We start from the raw sequence: 26,700 nt of genomic DNA, 5'->3' as shown, positions 1-26,700 counted from the left end.
TTTAAGCAAGTTTATCTGACGCAACTTTATAAGTTGGATCCTCTATTACATTTACTTCAACTAAATCACGCGCTTTGTGCAGTAACTGAGTGCAGTCTTTACTTAAATGACGTAAATGAAGCTGCTTACCCGCTTTAGTATATTTATCAGCTAATGCGTCAATAGCCTCTATTGCACTGTGATCTGATACACGGCTATGTTTAAACTCTACAATAACGTTCTCTGGGTCATTTTTAACATCAAATAATTCAGAAAAGTTTTTAACTGAACCAAAAAATAATGGCCCATGTAACTCATATACTTTTGAGCCTTCTTCATCAATGTAGTTGGTTGTGTAAATATGCTTAGCATGTTGCCATGCAAAAACAAGTGCAGACACAATTACACCTACACACACTGCAATCGCTAAATCGGTAATCACCGTTACACCTGAAACCAACACGATTACAAAGGCATCTGACAATGGAACACGCTTCATCATTTTAAAACTTGCCCATTCAAATGTACCAAGCACAACCATAAACATAACCCCAACAAGTGCGGCAAGTGGGATCATTTCAATTAAACTTGAGGCAAAAATGATAAATGCGAGCAACATTAATGCTGCACTGATACCTGATAAACGTGAACGACCGCCAGAATTAATATTAATCATTGATTGGCCAATCATTGCACAACCACCCATTGCACCAAAAAAGCCACACGTTATATTTGCAGCGCCTTGGCCAATACACTCTTTGTTACTGTGGCCACGCGTTTCAGTAATTTCATCAATTAAGCTAAGCGTTAATAATGACTCTATCAGGCCGATAGCAGCAAGTATCAGTGCATAAGGGAAGATAATTTGCAGCGTATCTAAATTAAATGGCACCATAGGAATATGAAACTCTGGCAACCCACCTGCGATTGTTGCCGCTTCGTCACCTGTCATCCCTTTTAAAAAATCTAATACGGTATGTGCTTCAAGGTCTAAGCCAATCACTAAGCCAGTCACCGTTACAATCGCAACCAAAGACGAAGGAATAGCCGTTGTTAACTTGGGCAGGAAATGAATAATCCCCATAGTTAGCGCAACCAGCCCTAGCATAATAAACAATGGTTCACCCGTCATCCATTGCTGACCGCCCATACCGTCAGGTACTTTAAACTGACCTAACTGGGCTAAAAATATAACAATAGCTAAGCCGTTTACAAACCCTAGCATTACAGGATGCGGTACCATACGAATAAACTTACCGAGCTTGAATATTCCCGCGAGTATTTGCAAAATACCCATTAAAAGCACGGTTGCAAAGAGATACTCAACACCATGATCAAGTACTAAACTTACCATAACAACCGCTAATGCACCGGTAGCACCTGAAATCATACCAGGGCGGCCGCCAAATATAGCCGTGATTAAACCTACGATAAACGCGGCATATAGACCAACTAAAGGTTCTACATTTGCAACAAAGGCAAACGCAACAGCTTCTGGCACTAGGGCTAACGCCACAGTTAAACCAGATAGAATATCGTTTTTAGCAGAGCTTGGCGCCCTACTGAGTAAGTTAAACATTGAGTTCCTCAGGTGTGTTTTGGGTATAAAAAAAGCGCTAAATTCTAGCAAATTAGCGCTCATTTAACAATTACATTGTCTTTTAAACTAAATAGCTCTAAAAAGTTATCCGTTTACAAAGGAAGAGAAGTACTTCGTTTTACACATGTCATTGTTACATTTGAATGCACTTCCTGTACATATTCTAAACTTAACAAGTTATCTCTAACAAAATGTTCGTAACCCTCTATACCTTGTGAAATTATGCGTAACATAAAATCCATGGTACCAGCCATTGTATAACACTCTGTAACTTCATCATAACTCATGATCAGTTTTTCAAACTCAGCCAGATTTTTTTTACCATGGTTAGATAAACGCACATGCGCGTACACTAGCATATCAAAGCCTAGTTTCTTTTCATCTAACAATGCCACTTTGCTTTTTATGTAGCCGTCTTGTTCAAGTTTAGCAATTCGACGCCAACAAGGTGATTGAGATAAGCCTACTTTGTCGGCTATCTCGGCAGTTGAGAGGCTTGCGTCTTGCTGCAAAAGTGCCAAAATTTGGCGATCTACGTGATTTAGAGACATTTTATTTCTTATTTATCAAATAAACTGGTTAAATTATACAACCATTTTTAAAAACAGTCTGCTTATTTTTAGTTTTTCTATGTATAAATTACTCATAATTAATACATTTAACTCACTACCCGTACTGCCCACTCACAAAAGGGTTCGTTTTAATTTCATGCTCTACCGTTGTCTCGCTGCCATGCCCCGACAAAATCGCGGTCCTCACTGGTAAGGTTAGTATATGAGCCTTAATAGATTCTAAAAGTTGTTGACTATTGCCTTGTGGAAAGTCGGTTCGACCCACAGAGCCTTTAAATATAACGTCACCAACAATTACACATTTATTATCTTGTTCATAAAATACAATATGTCCTGGCGTATGACCTGGGCAATGCATTACATCGAATTTTAATTTACCTAGGCTCAAAGTGTCACCATGGGATAGCCACTCATCTGGGTAAAAAGGATCAATAGGAGGAAAACCAAACATTTGAGCTTGCATTGGTAAATTATCAAACCAAAAACGTTCATCCTTGTGCGGGCCAATAATCTTAATATCAAACTGCCTACGAAGCACGTCCGCTGCACCAACATGGTCTAAGTGCCCATGGGTTAACCAAACAGCTTTTAAGGTTAAACTATTACTCGTTAAAGTAGCTATTATCTTATCGCTGTCACCACCGGGGTCAACAACGATTGCTTCTTGAGTACTTTCGCAAGCTATTATTCTGCAATTTTGTGCAAAAGGTGTCACTGGTATTGTTATAATTTTCATCGCTATATTTCTTTATCTTTTTGTTCTGGTATTGCTATTTCTTCTTCAAACGACATAAGTATTGGATACTTTAAATAAGCTTGGTCATAAAACGGGCTATGCCCATACAACCAGTTTAAGCGAGCATCAGGATCATTAGCGAATGACTTGTCATTTTTTAGCTTTTTATCAAATGCTAATGCAAGTTTTGGATTATCTTTTAACATTTGACGGGCAAACGGGATTAGCGCGTAGTTTTCCATGTATTCTGTTCGTTGAAAAACAGTATTAAACTCACCCCATGCAAAAAATGAATCCGGTGCCTCTGGGTGCAGCAAATGGACAGCTAATTCTCCTGCCTTTTGTTGAGTTGTCACTTCAAACCAACCGTCTAAATTTACATTAATAGCAGGCTTATAATCAAAAATAGCCGTTACTCTAAATCGTCCTTCAAACGGAGACTTAGCAAAAGAGTACTTATCTATTTTGGCCTGTTTTAATGGTTGTGTATTTTCACCAACTAATTTGTTCACAGACACACCATGAAGCGATAACTTTTCAATTAAATCCGTGTAAACAGGTGGTATAAAAAATGCCTTAGGCACTTCAACACGCTTTTGTACGTCTTTTTGCCAATATACAGGGAGGTTTGTATAGTCTTCTTTCTCGCCAATATATTGAACTTCTGTTTGACCTGATAACGTACTCATTTTTGAGGTATAACGAATACCTTTGAATTCAATTTCAACAGGAGTTTTACTATACCCTCGTTGAACAATAAGCTCTTTTGGCACAAATGCCTGTTCTTTTTTTACTGCATTAGCTAGTTCATGGCTGTGATTTGATAAGGCATCAATTGCACCATCAATAAATATATAAGTTCCTAATACACGTTGCTTATAGGGTTTCAGAGAATGGTTTTCGACTAAAATTGTAGGTAATGACTTTAAGTCGCCCCAACCATTTGAAAACCGTGGTGTAGCAACCCAACCTGCAAGCCCTTCTTTAAAGTTTCGCTTATTCATAACAAATACAAGTGGTCCAGGTATATGGCCTTGCGATGCTAACTTTTCATCTATTACAGGTTTGAAGTATTGGTCTAGCGCAGCTGATATAGCAGGTGATTCGCTCGCAAAAACCGGGTTATACCCATAGGTGACATCGTATTGATAATCGGCACCGTCAGTAACGTGCACATCAACATACAGATTTGGGTTATAGTCATTAATAACCTTCAAAACACTTTTAACTTCGGGTGTATCAAGTTTTGTAAAGTCACGGTTTAAATTTAAATTATTTGCATTAGTTCTAAAACCCATTTTACTTGGGCCGCGTTGATTAATACGGTTGAAGTGGCCGCTTCTTTCATGTCCGTCAACGTTTAAAATTGGGATAAACAAAATATTTACTTTCTTTAAAATATCCCTGCGTTTGCCTGTCGCTATATCGCGTAACAACATAAACATGGCGTCTTTACCGTCAATCTCGCCAGCATGAATTCCCGCTTGGACAAGCACTGTAGGCTTGGTGCTATTAGCAAGCTGATCTGCATCAAAAAAACCTTGCTCACTCGCTACAACCATTTTAATAGCGCGCTTACTATTACTATAACCAATTATTTGCGATTTGAATTGAGTTGGGTTTGCAGCAACTAAACGCTCTACAAAAGCCATTGTGTTGTTGTAGTCAGGAGATATATAACCATCTGAAAGTTCAAAATCCGTTGTCAGAGGACCTGCCTGTTGTATCAGCGATAAACTTTGTCCTTGCCAAGGTAGCAAAGGTGGTAAATGGCTATCGTAAGTCATAGTTGCAGATAAAAAGAGTAAGCTGGCTAACATATTATTCTCAAAAAACGCTTTAATAACCAAATTATAACAACTTAACTGATCGTTACGAAAAAACTGCGGTAGTTCAACAAAAAACACAGCCTAAGGTAAGTTAACAATGAATCAAAAATGCTTTATTGGTATTTCAGCCCAATTAGCACCCAATTAAATACAGCTGGGCCTTTAAATTGATAACGACTAACTTTACTCGGGAACTTGGAGTAACTCTTATATGTTGGGGGTTTCATAGCAAATTTTAGGCACAAAAAAAGGAGCCAATGGGCTCCTTTTCAGTTCTTATAAAAAAGCTTAAGCGGCTAGGCCTTCTTTAGCTTTTTCTACAAGCGCTGCGAATGCAACTTGGTCGTAAACAGCGATATCTGCAAGGATCTTACGATCGATTTCTACAGAAGTCTTTTTAAGACCATTGATAAAACGGCTGTAAGACAGACCATTTTGACGTGAAGCAGCATTGATACGTGCAATCCATAATTGACGGAAAGTACGTTTCTTCGCACGACGGTCACGGTAAGCGTATTGACCCGCTTTAGTAACAGCCTGGAAAGCTACGCGGTAAACACGTGAACGTGCTCCGTAGTAACCTTTTGCTTGTTTTAAAACTTTTTTGTGACGTGCACGTGCGACAACGCCGCGTTTAACTCTTGCCATTTCTAAAAACCCCTATTAAGCGAACGGTAACATACGTGAAACTAGACCATGGTCATTTTTATGAACCATCATCTTAGGACGTAGGTGTAACTTACGCTTAGAAGTTTTCTTAGTCAGAATATGACGAAGATGCGCTTGTTTACGCTTGAAACCGCCAGAAGCAGTCTTTTTGAAACGCTTAGCAGCGCCACTGTGACTTTTTAGCTTATAAGCCATTGCAATAACTCCAATTGTATTGCTTTTAAATTAGTAAGCAGGCGTGAGGTATATTTCTATAGCTCCACTTTTAGGCCTAACTTACTGCCATGTTCCGGTGAAAGCCCAACATAAAATGCTGCAACTCTACTTTAAAACCGGTTAACTCAGGTGAATATTTACATATTGCTTGCAGACCTGAGCTAAATTCGGTGCGCATTATTACTTAAAAATTACTTTTTAGCAATAGGTGCCATCATCATAACCATTTGACGGCCTTCAACGCGATTTGGGAATGACTCTACTACTGCTAAGTCTTCTAAATCGCCTTTAACGCGGTTTAATAGTTCGATACCAATTTCTTGGTGAGCCATTTCACGGCCACGGAAGCGGATGGTAATTTTAGCTTTATCGCCAGCTTCTAAGAACTTACGTAAGTTGCGAAGCTTAACCTGATAGTCACCTTCATCCGTACCAGGACGGAATTTGATTTCTTTAATCTGGATTTGCTTTTGCTTCTTCTTCTGCTCTTTCAGTTCTTTGCTTTTTTCAAAGATGAACTTACCGTAGTCCATAACCTTACAAACAGGCGGCTCAGCGTTAGGGCTAATCTCTACAAGATCAACACCCGCTGCATCAGCCATAGCTTGTGCGTCTTTTAATGACTGAATGCCAGCTTGTTCGCCGTCGATGTCGATTAAACGAACTTCTTGAGCTGTAATTTCTTCGTTAATACGATTTTTTTGAGCTGTTTGTTGCCCTTTCTTGCCGCCTCTAATGGTACGTTCCTCCAAGAATATCAATAATATAAGCATGTAGATGGCTTTTAGTAATTGCCCTACACGCTCGATTTTTACTGTCGATTTTTAATCTCTTCGCTTATTTTAGCTACAAAGTCATCGACATTAAATTTACCCAGGTCTTCACCTGTTCGCGTACGAACCGCTACTTCTTGTTGTTCAACTTCTTTATCGCCAACAACTAGTAAGTAAGGTATACGCTTTAATGTATGTTCACGGATTTTAAAGCCAATCTTCTCATTTCTCAAGTCAGCAGCGGCTCTAATTCCAAGTTTATTTAATTTTTGTACAATTTCGTGCACGTAATCTGCTTGTTTATCGGTAATATTCATAATTACCACTTGCTTTGGAGCAAGCCACGTTGGGAATAAACCAGCGTATTCTTCAGTTAAAATACCGATAAAGCGCTCAATTGAGCCCAAAATAGCACGATGTATCATAACGGGTGTGCGTCGTTCGTTATTTTCTGCTACATAAGTAGCACCTAAACGACCCGGTAATGCAAAATCTAGTTGCACTGTACCACACTGCCACGCTCTGTCTAAACAATCGTACAAAGTAAATTCAATTTTAGGGCCATAAAACGCCCCTTCACCAGGAAGGTAATCAAATTCAATGTCGTTTGCTTTAAGTGCATCGGCTAATGCAACTTCAGCTTTGTCCCAAATTTCATCGTCGCCAATACGTTGTTCCGGGCGAGTTGAAAGCTTAACCACAATCTTTTCAAAACCGAATGTCTCATAGGTATCATAAACCATCTTAATACACGCTGAGACTTCGTCCATTACCTGCTCTTCTGTACAGAAAACGTGAGCATCATCTTGTGTAAAGCCACGTACACGCATTAGTCCGTGTAAAGCACCTGATGGCTCATTTCGGTGACAACAGCCAAACTCGGCCATACGTAAAGGTAAGTCGCGGTACGATTTTAAACCTTGGTTAAAAATTTGTACGTGACCTGGGCAGTTCATTGGCTTAATTGCATATTCACGCTTTTCAGATTCCGTTGTAAACATGGCGTCTGAATATTTTTCCCAGTGACCTGATTTTTCCCATAACGAACGGTCCATCATCATCGGACCTTTTACTTCTTCGTATTGGTACTCACGTAATTTTTTACGCACAAACTCTTCAAGCTCGCGGTAAATGCTCCAACCATCGTTATGCCAAAATACCATACCTGGCGCTTCTTCTTGCCAGTGCCATAAATCTAAAGCCTTACCTATACGGCGATGATCACGTTTTTCAGCTTCTTCTAAACGCTTTAAATACGCTTTAAGTTGCTTTTTATCACCCCACGCTGTGCCGTAGATACGCTGTAACATTTTGTTTTCAGAGTCACCACGCCAGTATGCACCTGCTACTTTCATTATTTTAAAGTTTTGGCAGAATTTCATGTTTGGTACGTGAGGACCACGACACATGTCAACATATTCTTCGTGATGGTATAATCCTGGACGATCATCTTTTGCAATGTTCTCGTCCAAAATTTCAATTTTGTATGTTTCGCCACGCGCTTCAAACGTATCGCGAGCTTCTTGCCAGCTTACTGTTTTTTTCACTACGTCGTAGTTTGTTTTTGCAAGTTGTAGCATACGCTTTTCAATGGCGTCTAAGTCATCTTGTGACAAAGAATGTTCCATATCGATATCGTAGTAAAAACCGTTATCAATAGTTGGACCAATAGCCATTTTAGCTTCAGGGAAAAGTTGCTTAACTGCATGTCCAATCAAGTGAGCACAAGAGTGGCGAATAATTTCTAGACCGTCGTCATCTTTAGCAGTAATGATTTCAAGACGAGAATCTTCACTAATTAGGTCACACGCATCAACACGGTCGCCATTAACACGACCTGCTATGGTTGCCTTAGCAAGACCAGGGCCAATATCATTTGCTACATCAAGAGTACTAACAGGGTTTTCGAAACTACGCTGACTGCCGTCAGGAAGAGTAATAACTGGCATTATAAATCCTTACATACAGTGGTGACACCTACAATGTATCACGTGTATTTAAAATAAAATTAAATGAGAATGACTCGACAACGCTCTTACGAATAAGCATTGACTATTTTTCGCCTAACAGGCTGATGTAGATGCTGAGTCTGCTCAACTACAAAAATATATTGTCGCGTGAGCGAGAAACAATTACAAGTTTAAAGACTCTGTTAAAGGTGTTATTTTGCTTAAGTTTGTAAATTTAGATAAAAACGATGACAATTTTGAGAAATGCGTAATAAAATTTCGTCTTATTGCTTATTCTCGCAATTTAATAGATGTTGCGTATAATACACATCAATTAAGTTTTATTAGAGAACAGCAATGAGAACATGTGGTGTAGAAATTACCGGTAGTGACGTACTACTTTGTATTTTAAGTAAAGATAACGACGTTTTTGACATTCGCGATGTGCGCCAAACACGTTTTACCTTAGGTAATGGTAACGACACTGAAGTAATGCGCAAATTTCAATTTGATTTTGCAAAACTAATGCAAGATTACCAAATTGACTCTGTGGCTATTCGCGAACGTCAACCTAAAGGTAAATTTGCAGGCAGCGCTAAAGGTTTCAAAATGGAAACCGCTATTCAATTAATTGAAAACCTAGATGTTCGCGTGTTCTCAACAACTGAAATTAAAGAACAAGTGAAACGTAACCCTATCCCCATTGCGTTTGAAGAAACAGGCCTTAAAAAGTATCAAGAGAATGCATTTGTTAACGCTTACGTATATATAATGAAAAAAACGTACCGAAGCGACGAAATGTAACTTAAACATTCAAAAATCTTAAAAATAAAAACGCGCCTAAATGGCGCGTTTTTTATTGCTACTATTTTACTGGCCACATCTTTACCTATAATACATTAGTCTAATTACCCTTCTTTTTGTCGATAATGTGTGCATTTAGTTCCTAGTTTATGTAATTCACACATCGACATGGAGGAAACACATTCACACACAACATAAAGCGGTTAAAGAAGTAGAAGTAATTAATTTACTACCGTTGTCTAAAAGCTATTTTAAAGGCTCAAAAAATACACCTTTAACTAATAAAACCATTGGTGCCTACTTTGATTTTATTGTCGACAAAAACCCTAATTCGCTCGCGGTAGTAGTCAATCATCAAAACATACGTTTAACCTATAGAGAGTTTCAAAAAGAAGTAAATCAACTCGCGATGGGGCTATTAGCCATAGGCGTTAAACCAGGTGAACGGGTAGGAATTTGGTCACCGAATAACATTCAGTGGTGCCTAACTCAAATTGCTACCGCAAAAATTGGTGCCATTATGGTATGTATAAACCCTGCATATCGCCCGAGCGAACTGACTTATGCGCTAAATAGCGTAGAGTGTTCCACTTTAATTACTGCAAACAGTTTTAAAGGCAGTAATTATATAGAGATCCTAACTAGTTTAGCGCCAGAGCTTAACCAATCCGACCCAGGTAAGCTTGAGTCAAAAGTACTACCGAGCCTTAGAAACGTTATTAGTATTGGTGATGATCCCATCCCTGGTATGTTTTCGTTTTCACATATTATGCAGTTAGCTACACCCGCCCATCAGCTCGAATTACACGCTATAGCGGCTAATTTAAACGCAGATCAGGACATAAATATACAATTTACATCAGGCACAACGGGCAACCCCAAAGGCGCTACAGTTACCCATAAAAATATTTTAAATAATGCGCTTTTTGTTGCCGACTCTATGCGGTTTACACATAAAGACAAACTCTGCATTCCTGTTCCTCTTTATCATTGCTTTGGTATGGTTTTGGGGAGCCTCTTGTGCATTACCAAAGGTGCTGCAGCTATTTATCCAAGTGATGCATTTGATGCAAAAACAACACTTGAAGTAGTTGAACAAGAAGGCTGTACAGCACTACACGGTGTTCCCACTATGTTTATTAGCCAACTTGAGCTCAGTAGTTTTAATAAATATGACTTAAGGTCACTTAGAACCCGTGTTATGGCAGGCTCGACCTGCCCTGAACAAGTCATGCGTAAAGTTCAAACCCAAATGAATATGCATCAGGTTTTAATTGCTTATGGGCAAACTGAATGTAGCCCTATAAATAATATTACAGAAACTGACTCATCGATAGAGCGCCAAGTAACCACTGTTGGGCGCGCCCTTGCTCATACTGAAGTTAAAATTATTGATGAACTGGGTAATATTCAAAAAATAGGTTTACCTGGTGAAGTATGCTCAAAAGGCGCAGGCATAATGCGCTGCTATTGGAATGACGAAGAAAAAAAAAGCCACAATAGACAGTGACGGCTGGCTTCATTCAGGCGATTTAGGTGTTATGGATAGCGAAGGGTTTGTAAGTATTGTTGGGCGAATTAAAGATATGATTATCCGTGGTGGAGAAAACGTTTACCCTCGAGAAATTGAAGAGGTGCTTTACACATACCCCAGTATACAAGATGCCGCTGTATTTGGTATCAGCGATGAAAAATACGGTGAAGAAGTGTGTGCGTGGATCAAAGCAAAAAAAGATACAACACTCGATGAACAGTCAATTCGAGCATTTTTAAAAGACAAATTGGCCTACTTTAAAATGCCTCGGTATATTCGTTTTGTAGAGAGCTACCCTATGACAGTAACAGGCAAACTACAAAAATTTAAAATGCGCGAGCAAATGCACGAAATATTATTAGGTAAATCATTTTCATAACATATACTTGCCCAACACCACCAAATATAGATGTTGAGCAACGCTATGATATATAATCTTTAATTACTTTATTCTTACCTGTATTTTTTGCTGCGTACATCGCTTTGTCGGCAGATGCTAGTAATACTTTCATATCCGGACGAAGGGAGCAAAAATCAGCTATAACCACGCCAGCAGAAACTGTTATGCGCTTAAATGTTGAGTATTCGTGGCTTATCGGACTTGAGGCAAAGCGAATAGGTAAGTCGTCAAGCCAGTCTAAGTTGTTTTGGTCTAAAATTTTAACTAATATGAACTCCTCGCCGCCAAACCTGAAAACGATATCTGCCTCGCAATTTCGCAATCTGCTTGCAACATCAATGAGTATTTTATCTCCATCTAAATGACCGTAATTATCGTTGTATTTTTTAAAATCATCGATGTCGATCATAGCAAGCGCTAGCGATTGAGATGGCTTGATTTGATTCATTAAGCGTTTACATTCTGAGTCAAAACTGTGTCTATTATATAAGCCTGTTAGCTGATCAATATTTGCTTTTTGTGTTTCAACAAGCTCCGCTTCATATTGTTTACGTAGAAGTATATCCAGTTGGTATTGAATACAAGCCATTACAATCACAATACTAATGTAAAAGTATAGGCTCCATATTATTGGAGTACTTGAAAAAAAATGAACAATGAAAAGGCTTAAACCCGTGATTGTCCATAAAATAAGTTTGTGCCCTAAGTGCAACATGGGTATTGCAGAAAAAGAAGCGACCACAAGCATAGGCCCTCCCTCGTTTAAATAACCATATAACCCGACAAAGGACCAAAATAAATACCCAAACAACACACAAAATAAGATGCCATAAGCTAAACAACGATAATGTAAGTATTTTGCCTTTAACTTATTGTTTATATATATCAATACAAACGATAAACAAACCATCGATAGTCTTAAAACGTTAATGAAAGAGTATAAAGATTGCTCATCATTCAACCACGAAAGAACAACTAAAAGTGATAAAAATAAAGCAGCCAAATACAATGCGATGTTGGCAAAATGAACGGTGCTTTTGTTGAGTTGATACTGAAAATCTTTTTCTTTGTCGGGTGGAAAATAAAATGTTGCGGGTATTAATTGCATTCTAAATTCCTTTTTGTATTTTCGTTACCTGTAAATAGCGAACTTAAAACGGATATGATTGTGTTCTTATGATACTTGGTTTTTAATGCACTTAAATTGGTTTAGCAAAGTTAACTTTTAAATATTATCGCTAAGATAGATTAATTACAATCTTAGTAAACACTTATAGTGACTGGCTTAAAAACATTGTTTTTCACAACGTTTTTAAGCCAAAATAATTATTAGCAATTATTCAGGGCGGTGTTGTTGCTGAACGCCGGTTAAAAATAAACGAAGTATTTGATCGTTACACACCCGGTAATGCTTGTTGTCTACTTTACGAGAAAACGCACTTAATTCGTGTTTACTTAAATCAAAATCAACCAATGCAAGCGTGGCTATTACATCTTCAGCCTTCATATTTAAAGCAATACGTAACTTCATAAAGATAATATTATTATTAAGCTTACTCTCAGGTATTGGTTGTGCACCCTCGCGTTTACCTCGTTTGGTATTAATAAACCCGTTTAGGAAGGTTGCAAACTCAGTGTCTGAAATTTTAACAAACTCTTGCTCGCCCTCTTTTGTTAACCATGAAATGACTTGCTCTGTGGTTACTGTAGCCTCTGCCGCAGCAAAAATGTCAACCATGGCAATATCGGTTAAATTAAAGGTATAGCGAAGACGGCGTAAAATATCGTTATTTGTCAAAATATAATCCTAAATAAGGGAAAGGCAACTAAGCATTATTTGCTTAGCTCTAATAACTTGCCAGTTTATCAGTTTTAACAAACACACCCTACTTTTTATTCATGTAGGGAGTAATCTAACAACCCTTCTAGACACCAGATACTTTTTAGCTATCAGCTATTAAAAATATAATATAAAAAAACATAAATATAGATCCAAATAACCACAATAAAGTCATTTTCAATAGTATTTTCTGTGACTTTTTATTAAGTACAAACTTCACATTATTAATATACTTGCTTCTGTCGCCTAAACAAATTTGGTTTAATATGACAATAGCAATACTAATAACTATACCACTCGTGCAAACAACAAGTTTTGACTGGCTCATAATAAAATCAATAGTAGCTGGGGATATTAACCCTAGCAGTGAAAGGCTGTTTATAAATATAATAAGAGAAAAAGCAAAAACACCATCAACGCCACTGGCCGTTTTAGAGCGTTTCCTAAGCCATTGTACATATACAAAGTGCATCGTTCTGTATGTAGCAAGCATATTAAATCCTTTTAATAGTTATATAAGTTTCTGAACATGGGTTATTTAGTTACCCAACACTTTTGCAGGGTCTACTCGTGTAGCTTGCCAGGCAGGGTAAATAGTGGCAAAAATTGCTAATACAAAAGTGACTATTACAGTTATACCAATATCACTAAGTACTAATTTACTAGGTAAAAATTCTATAAAATAAACCCCTTCAAGCGGATTAGCACCCATTAGCTGGCTCAGCCAAGCAAATAATTCACTGATATTTAATGCCAATACAACACCTATAAAAGTACCGAGCAATACCCCTACAAACGCTTGCGTTAATCCTTGCATTACGAAGGTGGCTAAAATAGTGCTGTCTTTAGCGCCCATTGTTTTTAAAATTGCGATATTGCCTTCTTTTTCACGCACTTCCATGACAAGCGACGACACAATATTAAAACTCGCAACAGCAATTATTAAAAACACAACAATATACACAATGGTACGAACCATTTGTATATCTTGGTATAAACCGCCTTGTGTTCTAAACCAACTAGAAATATAGACATAATCGCTAATGGTTTGCCCTACATTAAGCGCTATTTGATGCGCCGAGAACACGTCATCAACACTTAATCTTAAACCTGTTACTTGGGCTTCGTCGAAGCCAAGTGTTTGCTGTGCTTTTGTCAAATGTATAAACGCAGCCGTGCTATCAATGGGGCCACCCATTTCAATAACACCAGCAAGGCTCAACGTAACGCGTTTAGGTGCTAATAACTGACCTCCCGTTTGCCCAACTTGAGGTATTAGCAAAGTGATATTATCACCCACTTTTGCATTAAGTTGCTTTACTATTTGCTGGCCTAAAATAACCTCTTCAGTAGATAGTTGGCTCACCAACTTGCCTGTTACAAACTGATTCACTGCAGAAACCTTACCCTCATACAAAGGGCTAACACCACGTATTTCAACCGCTTTTAATTGGCTTTTATACTGTGCCATACCATTAACCGCTACAAATGGAGCAGCCCCAGTGACATGTGGCTGACTTTCTAAATTAGCTATTTTTTGTTGCCAGTTAGCAATAGGACGGCTTGGCGCTACATATTCAACCTGTGGTACTACGCTTAATAAACGATGGACTAATTGTTGCTCAAAACCATTAATTACTGAAAGTGCAACAATTAATACAGCTACCCCCAATAAAATACCGATAGTAGAAGCCTTAGCTATAAAACTAACAAACCCGTTTTTTTCATCTTTATGGCCAGAATATGCTCTAAACCGTTTACTTAAAAATGCACTAAGCAACATATTTTGACTCTTTTACCGATAGTTTACCGTCATCTAAGTAAGCTATTTTACCTAGCTTATCAGCAAGCTCTAAATCGTGAGTTACCACTACAAAGCTCGTGTTTAAACTTTGGTTTAGTTCATTTATTAAATCATAAATTTTAATCGCATTTTGCTTGTCTAAATTACCTGTTGGCTCATCAGCAAGAACCAACGCAGGTTTGGTTACCAAAGCACGGGCAATAGCAACTCGTTGACGTTCTCCTCCTGAAAGTGCAGAAGGTTTGTGATCACTTCGATGTGCAAGGCCAACTTTTTCGAGCATGTCGAGCGCCTGTATTTTGGCTTCTTTTGCAGTTAAACCTTTTATTAATAGTGGTATTGCTACATTTTCAACAGCACTAAATTCCATCAATAAATGGTGAAACTGATAAATAAACCCTAAGTTTTGATTTCTAAATGCTGCTTGTTCAGTGCGAGATAACTTAGCCACTTCTTGACTTTTGATTTTAGCAATACCTGCCGTGGCAGTATCAAGTGTACCGAGTATATGCAAAAGCGTACTTTTACCCGAGCCAGAGCTACCTACAATAGCGAGCATTTCACCTTGTTGAAGCGATAAGTCAACGCCTTTTAACACTTCGACTTGGTTATTACCGTCTTGGTATACTTTGCTTAAATTTTCACAACTAATTACTAAATCATTCATAACGCAACACCTCTGCTGGTTTAACTTTTGCGGCTTTGCGCGCAGGATATAAGGTAGCTAAAAAGCTCATAGCAATACTGGCAAGCGCGATTATTGCTAAACTAATCACATCAAATTTCACAGGTAATTCAATGCCAGCAAGTAGATTCAAGCCAACTAACTCAAGTAGTTCATTAATGTATAAACTCAGTAGTACACCCACAAAAGCCCCAATTAATGTTCCAATAACGCCATTGTAAAGCCCTTGAACCATAAATACTTTTTGCACTTGCGATGGGGTGAGGCCAAGGGTTTGCAGTATCGCAACTTCCCCTTGTTTTTCACTCACCATCATTGTTAAGGCTGATACAATATTAAATACAGCCACCAGCACAATAAGTGCAAGTAGCATTGACATGATCCGCTTCTCCATTGCTACTGCCGCAAATAAAGTACCTTGGCTGCTTCGCCAGTCTGAATAGTTGTAACCCTTTAAAATAAGTTGGCTCGTGTCTGTAAATTCGTCCAATTCAAAGGGTTCATAAAGTGACACGCTTAAATTTGGGGCAACATTTTTATTTAACTTTAAAACACGCTGAAGCGATGCTCCGCTTGTAAAAGCAAGTGCCATGTCTATTTCAGAGCCCGTTTCGTATATTGCTGCAACTTTAAATAAACGCTGACTAGGCACACGGCCCAAAGGCGTGTAAGTAGATGCATTTGGCATGATCACACGCAGTTTATCACCTAAACCAATGCCCAGTTTTCGACTTAAATAGCGACTTATAGCAATGTTATAGTTTGTATTTAGTACTGTTTGCCAATTACCTTGCACTATTTTGTCAGTCACTTTGTATAACGTACCGTTATTGTCATATAATCCTTGCAGCAATACGCCGTGAAGATCTTTATTGGTTTGTAAAATAGCTTCGCCATGGCGATATAAATTAACGTGTTCCACGTAAGGAGATTTAGCTAAATTTGATTTAAGAGCCGACATTTCATCTGGTTTATGGTTTCCAGATTCAACTTCAATATGAGGAATGAGACCTAACATATTGGTTTTTAAACTGTGCTCAAAGCCGTTCATTACACTGCTTACAGTAAATAAAGCCATTAAACCAATAGCAATACCGGCAATAGAAAAAAACGAAATAAACGATATAAACGCGTTCCCTTTAGAGGAGCGGCTGTATCTAAGTCCTATAAATAAACTAACCGGTTGAAACATATTATTTAAAACATTTATGCTAAAAGTGTGCGGCTATAGTAGCACGAAGTTAGCACAATTGAATATGACCAAAAATGTAAGAAATAAATTATAAATCTGAGACTTGGCTGATTTTTCAGCAGTCTTTTTAGCGCAATTTACGCTTTAAGGGCAGCAACTAAATAGTCGAGTAATACACGTACATTGGTAGCTACAAACTGGCGCGGCGGATACACGCCCCACACACCTTCTTGCTTGGGTTGGTAAGACGTTAAAATAGGCACTAACTCACCACTATTAAGCTCATTATCTATGTAGTAATCAGGAAGTTGCACAATACCTAAGCCTTTTTTAGCGCCATCAACAAGTGCCCAACCACTGTTGCAATGTAATCTGCCAGCAATTTTAATGTGTTTTTCACGCTCATTTTCGTTTACACGCCAATATCTGCTGTTGCCTATTAAGCACTGGTGATTATTTAATTCCCCCAACGTATGTGGCTCACCAAAGCGCCTCAAATACGAAGGCGATGCACACATTATAAAGCGCCGAGCACTTAATTTTCGTGCTTTTAAGCTTGAATCTTTTAAATGCCCTAATCGTATTGCTAAATCAAACCCTCCATCTAGTAAATCTTCTTGTTCGTTACTTAGGTTTGCAATAACTTCAACATCAGGGTGATCGTGCATAAAATTGTGCACAATAGGCATAATAAAGATTTCGCCGAACATTACCGGGGCTGTTAGTTTAATTTTTCCTTTAGGGGTTGTTTGATGTGATGCTAGGCCCTGCGTAGCATCGTCCATTGCATGCTGTAAGTGCTTTATTTGATGTAAAAATACCTCACCTTCTTTGGTAAGAACAACTTTTCGTGTGGTGCGCGTTAAAAGCTGGGTATTTAAACGTTGCTCAAGGGCCGTTACATGACGACTAATATGCGCAACCGAAAGGCCCAATATCCTAGCTGCAGCAGTAAAGCTTCCTTCCTCACCGACTGCTATAAATTCGTCAATCCCATCCCAACGCGCCATTATTACCATACTGTAAAAGTGTTTTAATAAATAAGAGATTATCATTATATGAGAAACAAATACAATAGTCCCATCACCCAAACAAAATGGGTCTACAATTGATATTAAATAACACTACTAAGGATAAACACATGTCTGATTTTATTAAATCAAAAGCGGCGATTGCTTGGGGCCCTAACCAACCTTTAAGCGTTGAAGAAGTTGATGTAATGATGCCTAAAAAAGGCGAAGTAATGGTAAAAATTACTGCTACTGGTGTTTGTCATACCGATGCATTTACGTTATCAGGTGAAGATCCAGAAGGTATATTCCCAGCTATTTTAGGCCACGAAGGCGCAGGCGTTGTTTATGCCGTTGGCGAAGGTGTAACAAGTGTTGAAGTGGGGGATCATGTAATTCCACTTTATACCGCTGAATGTGGTGAGTGTAAAATGTGTACATCAGGCAAAACTAACCTTTGCTCAGCAGTTCGCGAAACACAAGGTAAAGGCCTAATGCCAGATGGCACAACACGTTTTTTTAAAGACGGCCAACCAATTTACCACTACATGGGTACGTCTACATTTTCTGAGTACACAGTACTTCCAGAAATTTCATTAGCCAAAGTAAACAAAGAAGCCTCTTTGGAAGAAATTTGTTTATTAGGGTGTGGTGTAACAACCGGAATGGGTGCTGTAACTAATACAGCCAAAGTTAAAGAAGGTGACACTGTCGCTATTTTTGGCCTAGGTGGCATTGGTTTATCCGCCATTATTGGTGCAAAAATGGCAGGTGCTAGTCGTATTATAGGTGTAGACATTAACACAAGTAAATTTGATCTTGCGACGAAGCTTGGCGCAACCGATTTAATCAACCCTAAAGATTTCGACAAGCCAATTCAAGAAGTGATCGTTGAAATGACTGACGGTGGCGTTGATTACTCATTTGAATGTATTGGTAATGTTGATGTAATGCGGTCGGCCCTTGAGTGTTGTCATAAAGGTTGGGGGGAATCGGTAATTATTGGTGTAGCCGGTGCTGGCCAAGAAATTTCAACTCGTCCTTTCCAGCTTGTTACTGGTCGTGTATGGCGTGGTAGTGCATTTGGTGGCGTAAAAGGCCGCTCGCAACTTCCTGAAATAGTTGAGCGCTACATGGCAGGCGAATTTGCACTAAACGACTTTATTACTCATACAATGAGCCTTGAAGAAATTAACGACGCGTTTGATTTAATGCACGAAGGCAAGAGTATTCGTACTGTAATTCATTACTAATAAGCACTTAGTAAACGACTTGATAAAAAGCCGTATTACTTGAACTTTTACGGCTTTTAAGGATTATTATGTTAGAGAATATCTCAAGTACAAAAGTAGCCGGTGGTTGGCATAAGCAATACACCCACACTGCAACAAGTACCCATTGTACTATGCGTTTTGCGGTATTTTTACCACCTGGTGCAAGTGAAACAAACAAAGTCCCTGTGCTTTATTGGCTATCGGGTTTAACCTGTACCGACGAAAACTTTATGCAAAAAGCGGGCGCGTTTAAAAAAGCTGCCGAGCTGGGTATTGCAATAGTGGCACCCGATACAAGCCCGCGTGGCGATAACGTACCCAATGAAGATAGTTATGACTTTGGGCAAGGTGCTGGTTTTTATGTTAATGCAACCCAAGCACCCTACAATACACATTTTAATATGTACGACTATGTCGTTGATGAGCTACCAGCACTTATTGAACAGCATTTTCCGGTAACAAGTACCAAAGCTATTAGTGGTCATTCTATGGGTGGGCACGGTGCTTTGATGGTTGCTCTTAAAAACCCACAAGCCTATGTAAGTGCCTCTGCGTTTAGCCCAATAGTTAACCCAATCAATTGCCCATGGGGCACAAAAGCGTTTAACGGTTATTTAGGCAATGATAAATCGCTTTGGACACAGTACGACACGTGCGAACTCATGAAACTAGCAAAGCAGGACGATTACCTACCAATGCTAGTATCGCAAGGTGATGCCGATGGCTTTTTAGAAGAGCAACTTAAACCACAAAACCTAGTGGCCATCGCTCACGATAAGGGTTACCCGTTAACGCTGGAAATACAAGAAGGTTACGATCATAGTTACTTTTTCATCAGTAGCTTTATTGACCAACACTTATTATTTCATAGTCAGTTTTTAACTGCGTAGCCTCGTTAGTGTGTAGTTCTGGCTTATCTAGTTCTACACACTCTTTTAAACTTTTACTCACCTTCCTACACACTTGACGTTGTTGATTACTCTCCACACTGACAAAGTCGACTAATGCAGAATCAATTTTTAAACCTAATTTTGTAAAAGAAAATCCTTCTCTATCTTTTGGAATGGGTTTGAATGGATCTTTGTAAGGATCTGAACGAGCTTTGCTATTCATATTTTGATTTAATGTATTATTGTTTTGAGCATGACCATCTATTACCGCTCCAGCCACCGTGCAACCACTTAAGTACACACTTATTAATAGTGTTAGTAATAGCTTCATAATCCCCTCCTCTAAAAACATGTATTTATACTATACGTTTACAAAATTAAGACTGTAAAAAGTTGTAAAACCAATTTAAACACACCTATAAACACATTAAGTAAAAGTGATAAACCAATGTGTACATTTTACTAAATATGCTCTCAATTAACCTGGAATAAAAAACAACACATTGATTTTAAATGTTTTTATATTTGGCGCAGCAATTGCTTTTGTAAGTTAAGTTTTTTAATTGAGAATCGCAATGGAATTTGATTTACAGTGGAATGAAATCTTAGATAACTTAATTCATTTAGGTATTGCCTACGCCCTAGCCTTGCCAATGGCCTACGATAGAGAGCGAAGTAAAGACGGCGCTGGACTAAGAACATTTCCGTTAGTTGCAGTTGCATCGTGTGGGTATGCACTTATAGCCATGTCGGTACTAGACTCATCTGAAGCACAATCTAAAATGTTACAAGGAATTATAACCGGGATCGGATTTATAGGCGGTGGTGCAATTTTGAAAAATAACCAGTCAACATCAGGTACTGCGACAGCAGCGAGCATATGGAATATGGGATTAATTGGTATTGCTGTAGCAAATAACCGATATGAAGTAGCCATTTTGCTAGCTATTATTAACTTTATAACGCTCAGGTATGTAAAAAAATTGAAGTAATATAGCTTAAAAGTAAAAACCCCATCGTTATATATGGGGTTTTAAATAAAAATATTTTTTGGTCTTTACAAAAAAGCATTACCACTTTGTTTTAGCGTTACTGTTTGTGCTTGCGCACTTTTAATTAATAACCCGCAACGTAAATCATCTTTAGAAATGACAATTTTATCAATAGCGCTTGTGTTGTAATTTACCACTTTATTTTCACAGCGCAGTTGAACCTTGCTAAGTGGCATTGTTGACTCAAGCACAACCTCACTTTTAGACAATAAAGGCATAACGGCTTGTGCTTTTTCAATCATTATCTGCTGGTTTATATCACCTGAGTTTTTATAAATATCATTAACTTGAGCTAGCAACTGCTGCTTGTTTTCATCTGTAAAAACAAAGGCTTTAATATTTCCTAGGGCATCAATTGCATCATAAGCACGCACGTAGTCCTGTTTAGATATAAACCATTGCAAAGCATTTTTCACCACTCGCACTTTGATCTGATCAGGTAAATTATCTCTAAATAAAAATGCATTATTAATGTGTTTATCAAAGCCAATCCAATCTTGGGTAAAGTAGCTATGCTGACTTTTTAGCCATGAAAGTAATACTATTTCAACAGTATTTTTAGCATGGTCGCGTTCTAGCTCTATTATTTTAATTTGCGCTTCGTCTAATTTTTTTTCATTAATTAGATTACTTGCCGTTTCATAATCATTAAAAAAGCCATGCGTTGCTTTGTCGTTAGTGTACCCCAAGTGCAGGTTTTGAGAAGTCACTGTAATAAGCTTTGCACTAGGCACAGCTTTACCATCGACCTGAGCACTCTTGTAATTTAGTTTTGACACATACTCAACAACTTCTCTTTTATATTTGTCTTGCCCGATAGATGCAACAATTTCAATATCACTAACCTGACCACTTTCATTCACAACATAACTACTTAAATTTAAGCCTTCAAAGCGTGACACACGAGAAGATGTATTTGTTTGTTTATTGTAGTTGTCCTTAACAACTTCAGCTGGCACAAAATCTGCCATTACTGGCACACAAGTTAACGCAGGTAATATAGAAAGAGCTATAGAGAGTTTTTTCATTTGATTATCCATCCTAGAACGCAAAGTAGCTATTATAGAAACAAACATTATAAAAAGATGCAAGCTTATATTTATAACTAACCAAAATTTAACTATAGACTAATAAACTCATAAATATAAAAAAGGCGCTTTATTAAGCGCCTTGGGTTTCAAGTATGTGTGCTTAAAACATATCTTGATAGGAGTGGGTTGTATTAAACGAAATTGCTTTATCAAAACCAGGAAGCTCTATTCCGTCTTCGCCAATTACAATATCGTTATCGTCAATGGCGCCATCGCCAAAACGGTATACTAATTCGTACTTGCCAAGATTTGCTTGTGCTCTATAGGTATTTTGCGCCGCAACAACAGATATATGCTTATCAGCGTAATTACTCATAACCTCATCACCGTGGCGCTTAGCAAGCATTTGCATCGTTACTTTAGCGCTAAGTACAGTCGCAGTGGCGTTATTACCGCCAAAGCCTTTTGAATTTATAAAGGCTATGTCCATATCGCCGCAATCGTAGTGGCTGTTACGTATATCTAAGTGATCTGCATAAACATCGTCAGCAACTTTATCTATGGTAGTAATACCCGGCATAATATTTTGGCTAAATACACCCAGCGCAATCGCTAATTGATCGCCACTGGCAGGTGCAATTGTATGCCCTACATAAGCTTTTGGCGCCGTTACTTTCCAGTTATCAATAGCAAAGGTTTGCGCTACTTTGTGATAAATAAGTGATTCTGTTACCCTGTTTTGCGGCGTACTTGAACCGTGCGCTAAAATAAAGCTGCGGTTTTGTAGCGCGTCATTACCTAATAAGCTTTTTGCCAATGCCGCAGATTTAGCCATGGTAATGTAATTACCTGGGCCCGGTGAGGTGATTGATTTTTTAATGCCATCAGCATTTACAAATACATCCGGTACTGAGCCCATAATATCTGCACCAAGCTCTAGGGCTAATGCATCATCCATTAAAATAGCCACTTGTGCACCTTCACCTAATGTAAAACCACAGTTTTCACCGAATGGGCGGCTACTTTTACGGTAATCGGGCTCTTGTTCACTGCTTAAATTATCTAAACGGCGCAGGCCTTCAACATTAGCAAGGGCGCTCATATTACCAAACCCTTCGACTACTTCTGGCGTTATAGCACATTCAACACTTGCAACAACTGCAACTCGGGTACGCCCAGCTTGAATATCGTTTACTGCCGCGCGTAAGTTATATAAAAAAGTCGCACATGCCCCCGAGGTAGAAAACGTAGTACCTACATTTCCTGTAACGTACGCGTTTATAAAATCAGTCGACATGGTGTTTAAACCCAGTGCTAATTGCTTAGTACTAACGCGATCGCCCTGCTGACGCGCTTTAACTAAGCCACCTAATCCTTTGTCGTCCATTTGCCCAATAACAGAGGCTGAATAGGTGCCAATTTTATCTGGCTCTACGCTATTCATTATTCGTTGCCAGTCAAGGCCAGTCGATTTAATCGCATCGTTTGCAGCAAATATGGTGGCTTGCAAACCGCGAGGCTGATAACGGCTGTTATACATAATTGATGGATCAAACCCGGTAGGAAACTGCCCCGCCGATTTAATTGGGTTGTCACGTGTAGAATCAAGCTTTACGTCTAGCTCTGCGGCTATTGTTACTTTTACTTTTTTGCCGTCAAGCTCTTGTACTTTCCAACTGGCAGGTACTGGACTTGGTAAATCGCGTGCGCGAGTTTCAAATACAATCGCGTTTTCATCAGATGTCTTTAAGGTCATTTTTTGCTGCCAAGGCGTGGCATCTGCGTCAAAATGTTCTTTTTCAATTTTACGAATAAGTGTGCCAGTAATAATTTGCTCACCAAAGCGTGCTTCTATGTCGCTTTGCTCAACATTATTACCATTTGAATCTTGAAGGTTACCATCAACAACGCGTACCAAGTTCATTAATGTGGCGAGGCCTAAAAATGTTTCACTACGATCTTGTGCGTTTAATGCATCTAACACGATACGGCGGTAACCTTGATGAAAAGAAGTACGGCCTGCGGCGTTTATACCGCCCATGCCTACTATTACGGGTAATGCTGTCATAATTAACCTTTAATGCGTGTTACTGGAGAAGCAAACAGTTTAAATGGATTAACAATAACCATTTGTGCTTTAATAGCCAAATATTCAGCATTAAAGGCCAAAAAGTACTGGTCGGAGCATTGAAATGAATAAAAAATCGCTTAACCCCGCGCTAAACATTGCAATCACTGTGTACCCACACTTACTTATTACCAGTTTAACGCTCCCCATTGAAATGCTTAGAGCGGGCGAAGCCTATGCAAAAGGCCATTTAAACCAAGCTGATTTTAGACCGCTTAGTATAAATTTAATTGCTAAAAATAATGAGCCAATACAAAACCGTACTGGTCTTGCTATAGTCCCCGATTTCACTACAGTCAACGCACCGTATAACGATTTAATTATAGTACCCGGTATATGGCGAAACCCTCGCCCAGTTGTTCGTACTAATAAAGAAGTGGTTGAATGGCTGCAAGAAAGCTTTGAAACCGGCAGTCATATAATTGGTGTAGGAACGGGTAATTGCCTAGTTGCAGAAGCGGGTTTACTTAATGGGCACCCTGCAACAACCCATTGGCATTATGCAAAACAATTTAGCCACGACTACCCATTGGTAAGCCTAAAGCCCGACTTTTTTATAACCCAGTCTGAGCGCATGTATACGGTAGCAAGCTTAAATGCCCTTGCCGATGTGATTGTACATATTATTAGCCAATACTATGGCAAAGCTGCTGCGCAACATGTAGAGCGTAACTTTTCGCATGAAGTACGAAAGCCTTACGAAGATCAGCGCTACCTTGAAGGCGCGGTTGACCGCCACCCAGATGAACTCATAGCGCAAATTCAGTTTTGGCTTAAAACTAATTTAACCAGCGAGTTAAACCTGCAAGAAGTCGCTGCACAATTTAGTTTGAGTTATCGCACCTTTACCCGCCGTTTTAAGCTTGCAACTAATCAAAGTCCAATAGAATATTGGCAACAATTGCGGGTAGAAGGCGCTAAAGAGTTATTAGCTTCATCTAATTTAACGATTCAAGAAGTGGCACTTGAGGTCGGCTATAACGACCAAGGCCATTTAACCCGCGTGTTTAAAAAAGTACTGAGCCAAACACCAAGCGAGTACAGAAAAGTAGTAAGAAGAAAATTATTTGGTTAATACACAACGCCACTTAATTAGTGGCGATCTGTGTCGTTAAAATCTTTTCGGTAGTAACGCTTTTGATAGTTTTTTACTTTAGCGTGTACGCCTTTACTTAAACTTTTAAATTTAGCCTCAAGTACATCAACACCATATAAAATACCAACCACCAGCACTGAAAGTTTAATAGCAGCGCCTAAATTGTCGGTAGCTATCATTACGCCAATTGAGGCAAGCACCCAAATGGTTGCAGCTGAGGTAACCCCAACTACGGCGCCGTCTTTTGCAAGCATGACCCCAGCGCCTAAAAAACCAATGCCTGTAATTATTTGCCCAACAACACGCGAATGATCAATTACATCCCCTTGTAAGTTAAACGCGGTCGATAAAAACAAATACGTGCCCAGCGTTATTAAAGCTGAGGTACGAATACCTACAGGTTTACCGCGTAACTGGCGCTCTATACCAATTATGGCACCGCAAAAAGCGGCGGTGCCAATGGCTGCCCACGAATAAGGGGTTACATCAATTAAATCTAAAAAAGTCACTCTTTACTTAAAACCTATTAATTATTAGCAATGGCCACTGCGGTTCTTAGCCGTTGGCCACCAAATGCTGACATTTTACTAAAATCACTGCGCGCTATAGGTACGTACTGGCAATCTATAGCAAGTTGTTTGTCACTTTCTGGCTCGCAAAATGGGTCGTGAACATACACGCAGTGCTCATCAAGGTGGGTAACGCAAACCCAATGAGGTGATTTTTTACCATCAAAACTGTATGTGCTAATTAATAACAGCACACTAAAGCCTTGACTTAACCACTGTTCAATATGCTCAAGCTCAACATCTTTATGCACAAGCGGTATATTTGCTTGCGCCATACCATCCACAAATTGTTGGTGTACTGTTGTAAGTACCACTTTTTTGTTCTCATTGCGTACGCCATCTAAAAACAACGGCTCTGTGGTATTTACCATTACCTCGCTTTTAAAACCGCGTCTATTAGCCGCAAGTGCTAAACCAAACGGATGGCAACCACCATGGCCCGAGGTCATAAAAATGGTGGTGCCTTCACGCCAAAGTGCCAACTCGTGTGATTGGCTAAGCTCGGTTGTTGGCTTAAGTGCCCCCATTGCCATTAATAACGCTGCAGGCCCACAGGTAAACTCGGTAGTTTGCTGATACCACGGCGTTAATCGCGCTAATTTAAGCTCACTCGTTTGGCGAATATTTTTTTGCATGCGCAGTGCATCACTGTGATCGTCATAATAATCGCTGTATTGGCCAAACACTCTGTAACCCAAACTTTTATAAAGCCCAATCGCACTTTCGTTATTTACGGCCACTTCTAATCGTAAGTAAAGTCGCCCGCGCTCACACGTTTCTTTTTCAAGGCTTGTAAGCAGTGCTTTTGCAATGCCCTTACCTTGCATTGTGGGTTTTACAGCAAGCGAATATAAACGCGCCAAACGTGTGCCTTTATGGCACCACACAAGCCCATAGCCGCATACTTGCTCGCCATTTTCTGCAATTAGTAAAATACCGTGCTTAGCACTTAACCAACGCTTTAAACTACGCGGGCTCAATTTATCGTTATTAAAGCAGGCGTTTTCAACGTCTATTAGTGCGTTTAAATCACTGCTAAGTGCTTTTCGAATAACAAGGTTGCTCATG

General features: G+C 39.0%; 25 protein-coding genes and 1 pseudogene. 6 read left to right on the top strand and 20 right to left on the bottom strand.

Going from position 1 to position 26,700, the window contains the following annotated elements; all coding sequences use genetic code 11:
- Nucleotide 1: 1 nt before the first annotated feature.
- The 8 genes from ACFI34_RS12320 to thrS form a co-directional block, all read right to left on the bottom strand.
- Complete coding sequence (locus ACFI34_RS12320) at nt 2-1,558, bottom strand: SulP family inorganic anion transporter (RefSeq protein ID WP_006794467.1); 1,557 nt, start codon at nt 1,556-1,558, stop codon at nt 2-4.
- Nucleotides 1,559-1,671: 113 nt separating this feature from the next.
- Entirely contained in the window at nt 1,672-2,130 is a 459-nt protein-coding gene (locus ACFI34_RS12315) for an Lrp/AsnC family transcriptional regulator (protein WP_002960703.1), read from the bottom strand.
- Nucleotides 2,131-2,245: 115 nt separating this feature from the next.
- A complete protein-coding gene (locus ACFI34_RS12310) occupies nt 2,246-2,887 on the bottom strand; it encodes an MBL fold metallo-hydrolase (protein WP_462673709.1) in 642 nt (213 codons plus the stop codon).
- 2 nt (nt 2,888-2,889) lie between these two features.
- Nucleotides 2,890-4,707: a M14 family metallopeptidase gene (locus ACFI34_RS12305; protein ID WP_462673708.1), complete on the bottom strand. Its 1,818-nt coding sequence runs from the start codon at nt 4,705-4,707 to the stop codon at nt 2,890-2,892.
- Nucleotides 4,708-5,004: 297 nt separating this feature from the next.
- Nucleotides 5,005-5,364 carry a 50S ribosomal protein L20 gene (rplT, locus tag ACFI34_RS12300; RefSeq protein WP_002960711.1) on the bottom strand — a complete coding sequence of 120 codons (360 nt, stop codon included), beginning with the start codon at nt 5,362-5,364 and terminating at the stop codon, nt 5,005-5,007.
- 15 nt (nt 5,365-5,379) lie between these two features.
- A complete protein-coding gene (rpmI, locus tag ACFI34_RS12295) occupies nt 5,380-5,580 on the bottom strand; it encodes a 50S ribosomal protein L35 (protein WP_002960713.1) in 201 nt (66 codons plus the stop codon).
- 212 nt (nt 5,581-5,792) lie between these two features.
- Nucleotides 5,793-6,353, bottom strand: coding sequence for a translation initiation factor IF-3 (infC, locus tag ACFI34_RS12290; protein ID WP_006794470.1), 561 nt, complete (start codon nt 6,351-6,353; stop codon nt 5,793-5,795).
- A 59-nt stretch (nt 6,354-6,412) separates the two neighbouring features.
- Nucleotides 6,413-8,323 carry a threonine--tRNA ligase gene (thrS, locus tag ACFI34_RS12285; RefSeq protein ID WP_462673707.1) on the bottom strand — a complete coding sequence of 637 codons (1,911 nt, stop codon included), beginning with the start codon at nt 8,321-8,323 and terminating at the stop codon, nt 6,413-6,415.
- A 357-nt stretch (nt 8,324-8,680) separates the two neighbouring features.
- Between thrS and ACFI34_RS12280 the strand changes: the two genes are divergently transcribed.
- Together ACFI34_RS12280 and ACFI34_RS12275 are read left to right on the top strand one after the other, a co-directional pair.
- On the top strand, nt 8,681-9,127 hold the full coding sequence (locus ACFI34_RS12280; protein ID WP_058403926.1) for a DUF3010 family protein: 447 nt from the start codon (nt 8,681-8,683) through the stop codon (nt 9,125-9,127).
- A 181-nt stretch (nt 9,128-9,308) separates the two neighbouring features.
- A pseudogene (locus ACFI34_RS12275) lies at nt 9,309-11,040 on the top strand (AMP-binding protein).
- 43 nt (nt 11,041-11,083) lie between these two features.
- On the opposite strand, the gene ACFI34_RS12270 reads toward ACFI34_RS12275, so the two are convergent.
- From ACFI34_RS12270 to ACFI34_RS12240, 7 genes are all read right to left on the bottom strand, one after another.
- A complete protein-coding gene (locus ACFI34_RS12270; protein WP_462673706.1) occupies nt 11,084-12,169 on the bottom strand; it encodes a GGDEF domain-containing protein in 1,086 nt (361 codons plus the stop codon).
- 228 nt (nt 12,170-12,397) lie between these two features.
- Nucleotides 12,398-12,859, bottom strand: a complete 462-nt coding sequence (locus ACFI34_RS12265) for a YehS family protein (RefSeq protein WP_462673705.1) — start codon at nt 12,857-12,859, stop codon at nt 12,398-12,400.
- Between the two features lie 145 nt (nt 12,860-13,004).
- Nucleotides 13,005-13,394 carry a hypothetical protein gene (locus ACFI34_RS12260; protein ID WP_138740874.1) on the bottom strand — a complete coding sequence of 130 codons (390 nt, stop codon included), beginning with the start codon at nt 13,392-13,394 and terminating at the stop codon, nt 13,005-13,007.
- A gap of 45 nt (nt 13,395-13,439) precedes the next feature.
- A complete protein-coding gene (locus ACFI34_RS12255; protein WP_462673704.1) occupies nt 13,440-14,684 on the bottom strand; it encodes a lipoprotein-releasing ABC transporter permease subunit in 1,245 nt (414 codons plus the stop codon).
- Nucleotides 14,674-15,372 carry a lipoprotein-releasing ABC transporter ATP-binding protein LolD gene (gene lolD / locus ACFI34_RS12250; RefSeq protein WP_462673703.1) on the bottom strand — a complete coding sequence of 233 codons (699 nt, stop codon included), beginning with the start codon at nt 15,370-15,372 and terminating at the stop codon, nt 14,674-14,676. The genes ACFI34_RS12255 and lolD overlap by 11 nt, the downstream gene beginning before the upstream one ends.
- On the bottom strand, nt 15,365-16,582 hold the full coding sequence (locus tag ACFI34_RS12245) for a lipoprotein-releasing ABC transporter permease subunit (RefSeq protein WP_462673702.1): 1,218 nt from the start codon (nt 16,580-16,582) through the stop codon (nt 15,365-15,367). Before ACFI34_RS12245 ends, lolD begins: the two co-directional genes overlap by 8 nt.
- A 137-nt stretch (nt 16,583-16,719) precedes the next feature.
- On the bottom strand, nt 16,720-17,592 hold the full coding sequence (locus tag ACFI34_RS12240) for a LysR family transcriptional regulator (protein ID WP_462673701.1): 873 nt from the start codon (nt 17,590-17,592) through the stop codon (nt 16,720-16,722).
- A gap of 131 nt (nt 17,593-17,723) precedes the next feature.
- Here ACFI34_RS12240 and ACFI34_RS12235 point away from each other — a divergent pair, with 131 nt between their 5' ends.
- Together ACFI34_RS12235 and fghA are read left to right on the top strand one after the other, a co-directional pair.
- On the top strand, nt 17,724-18,845 hold the full coding sequence (locus tag ACFI34_RS12235) for an S-(hydroxymethyl)glutathione dehydrogenase/class III alcohol dehydrogenase (RefSeq protein WP_006794756.1): 1,122 nt from the start codon (nt 17,724-17,726) through the stop codon (nt 18,843-18,845).
- A gap of 68 nt (nt 18,846-18,913) precedes the next feature.
- Entirely contained in the window at nt 18,914-19,756 is an 843-nt protein-coding gene (fghA, locus tag ACFI34_RS12230) for an S-formylglutathione hydrolase (protein WP_462673700.1), read from the top strand.
- Here fghA and ACFI34_RS12225 read toward each other — a convergent pair.
- A complete protein-coding gene (locus ACFI34_RS12225) occupies nt 19,710-20,087 on the bottom strand; it encodes a hypothetical protein (RefSeq protein ID WP_462673699.1) in 378 nt (125 codons plus the stop codon). The two genes, fghA and ACFI34_RS12225, sit on opposite strands and share 47 nt — an antisense overlap.
- 244 nt (nt 20,088-20,331) lie before the next feature.
- Between ACFI34_RS12225 and ACFI34_RS12220 the strand changes: the two genes are divergently transcribed.
- Nucleotides 20,332-20,748, top strand: a complete 417-nt coding sequence (locus ACFI34_RS12220; protein WP_006794759.1) for an MgtC/SapB family protein — start codon at nt 20,332-20,334, stop codon at nt 20,746-20,748.
- Between the two features lie 65 nt (nt 20,749-20,813).
- On the opposite strand, the gene ACFI34_RS12215 is transcribed toward ACFI34_RS12220, so the two are convergent.
- Together ACFI34_RS12215 and ACFI34_RS12210 are read right to left on the bottom strand one after the other, a co-directional pair.
- Complete coding sequence (locus ACFI34_RS12215) at nt 20,814-21,836, bottom strand: energy transducer TonB (RefSeq protein ID WP_462673698.1); 1,023 nt, start codon at nt 21,834-21,836, stop codon at nt 20,814-20,816.
- A gap of 163 nt (nt 21,837-21,999) precedes the next feature.
- Nucleotides 22,000-23,907 carry a beta-ketoacyl synthase gene (locus ACFI34_RS12210; RefSeq protein ID WP_462673697.1) on the bottom strand — a complete coding sequence of 636 codons (1,908 nt, stop codon included), beginning with the start codon at nt 23,905-23,907 and terminating at the stop codon, nt 22,000-22,002.
- A gap of 124 nt (nt 23,908-24,031) precedes the next feature.
- Here ACFI34_RS12210 and ACFI34_RS12205 point away from each other — a divergent pair, with 124 nt between their 5' ends.
- Nucleotides 24,032-25,042, top strand: a complete 1,011-nt coding sequence (locus ACFI34_RS12205) for a GlxA family transcriptional regulator (RefSeq protein ID WP_462673696.1) — start codon at nt 24,032-24,034, stop codon at nt 25,040-25,042.
- Nucleotides 25,043-25,059: 17 nt separating this feature from the next.
- Here the strand turns inward: ACFI34_RS12205 and ACFI34_RS12200 are convergent, their stop codons facing one another.
- Nucleotides 25,060-25,572: an MgtC/SapB family protein gene (locus ACFI34_RS12200; protein WP_462673695.1), complete on the bottom strand. Its 513-nt coding sequence runs from the start codon at nt 25,570-25,572 to the stop codon at nt 25,060-25,062.
- 17 nt (nt 25,573-25,589) lie between these two features.
- Nucleotides 25,590-26,699, bottom strand: coding sequence for a GNAT family N-acetyltransferase/peptidase C39 family protein (locus ACFI34_RS12195; protein ID WP_462673694.1), 1,110 nt, complete (start codon nt 26,697-26,699; stop codon nt 25,590-25,592).
- Nucleotide 26,700: the final 1 nt, after the last annotated feature.

The sequence above is a fragment of the Pseudoalteromonas sp. PSi26 genome (genome assembly GCF_054960575.1).
The sequence above is the reverse complement of the archived record's forward strand: the minus strand, read 5'-3'. Positions and strand labels throughout refer to the sequence as shown.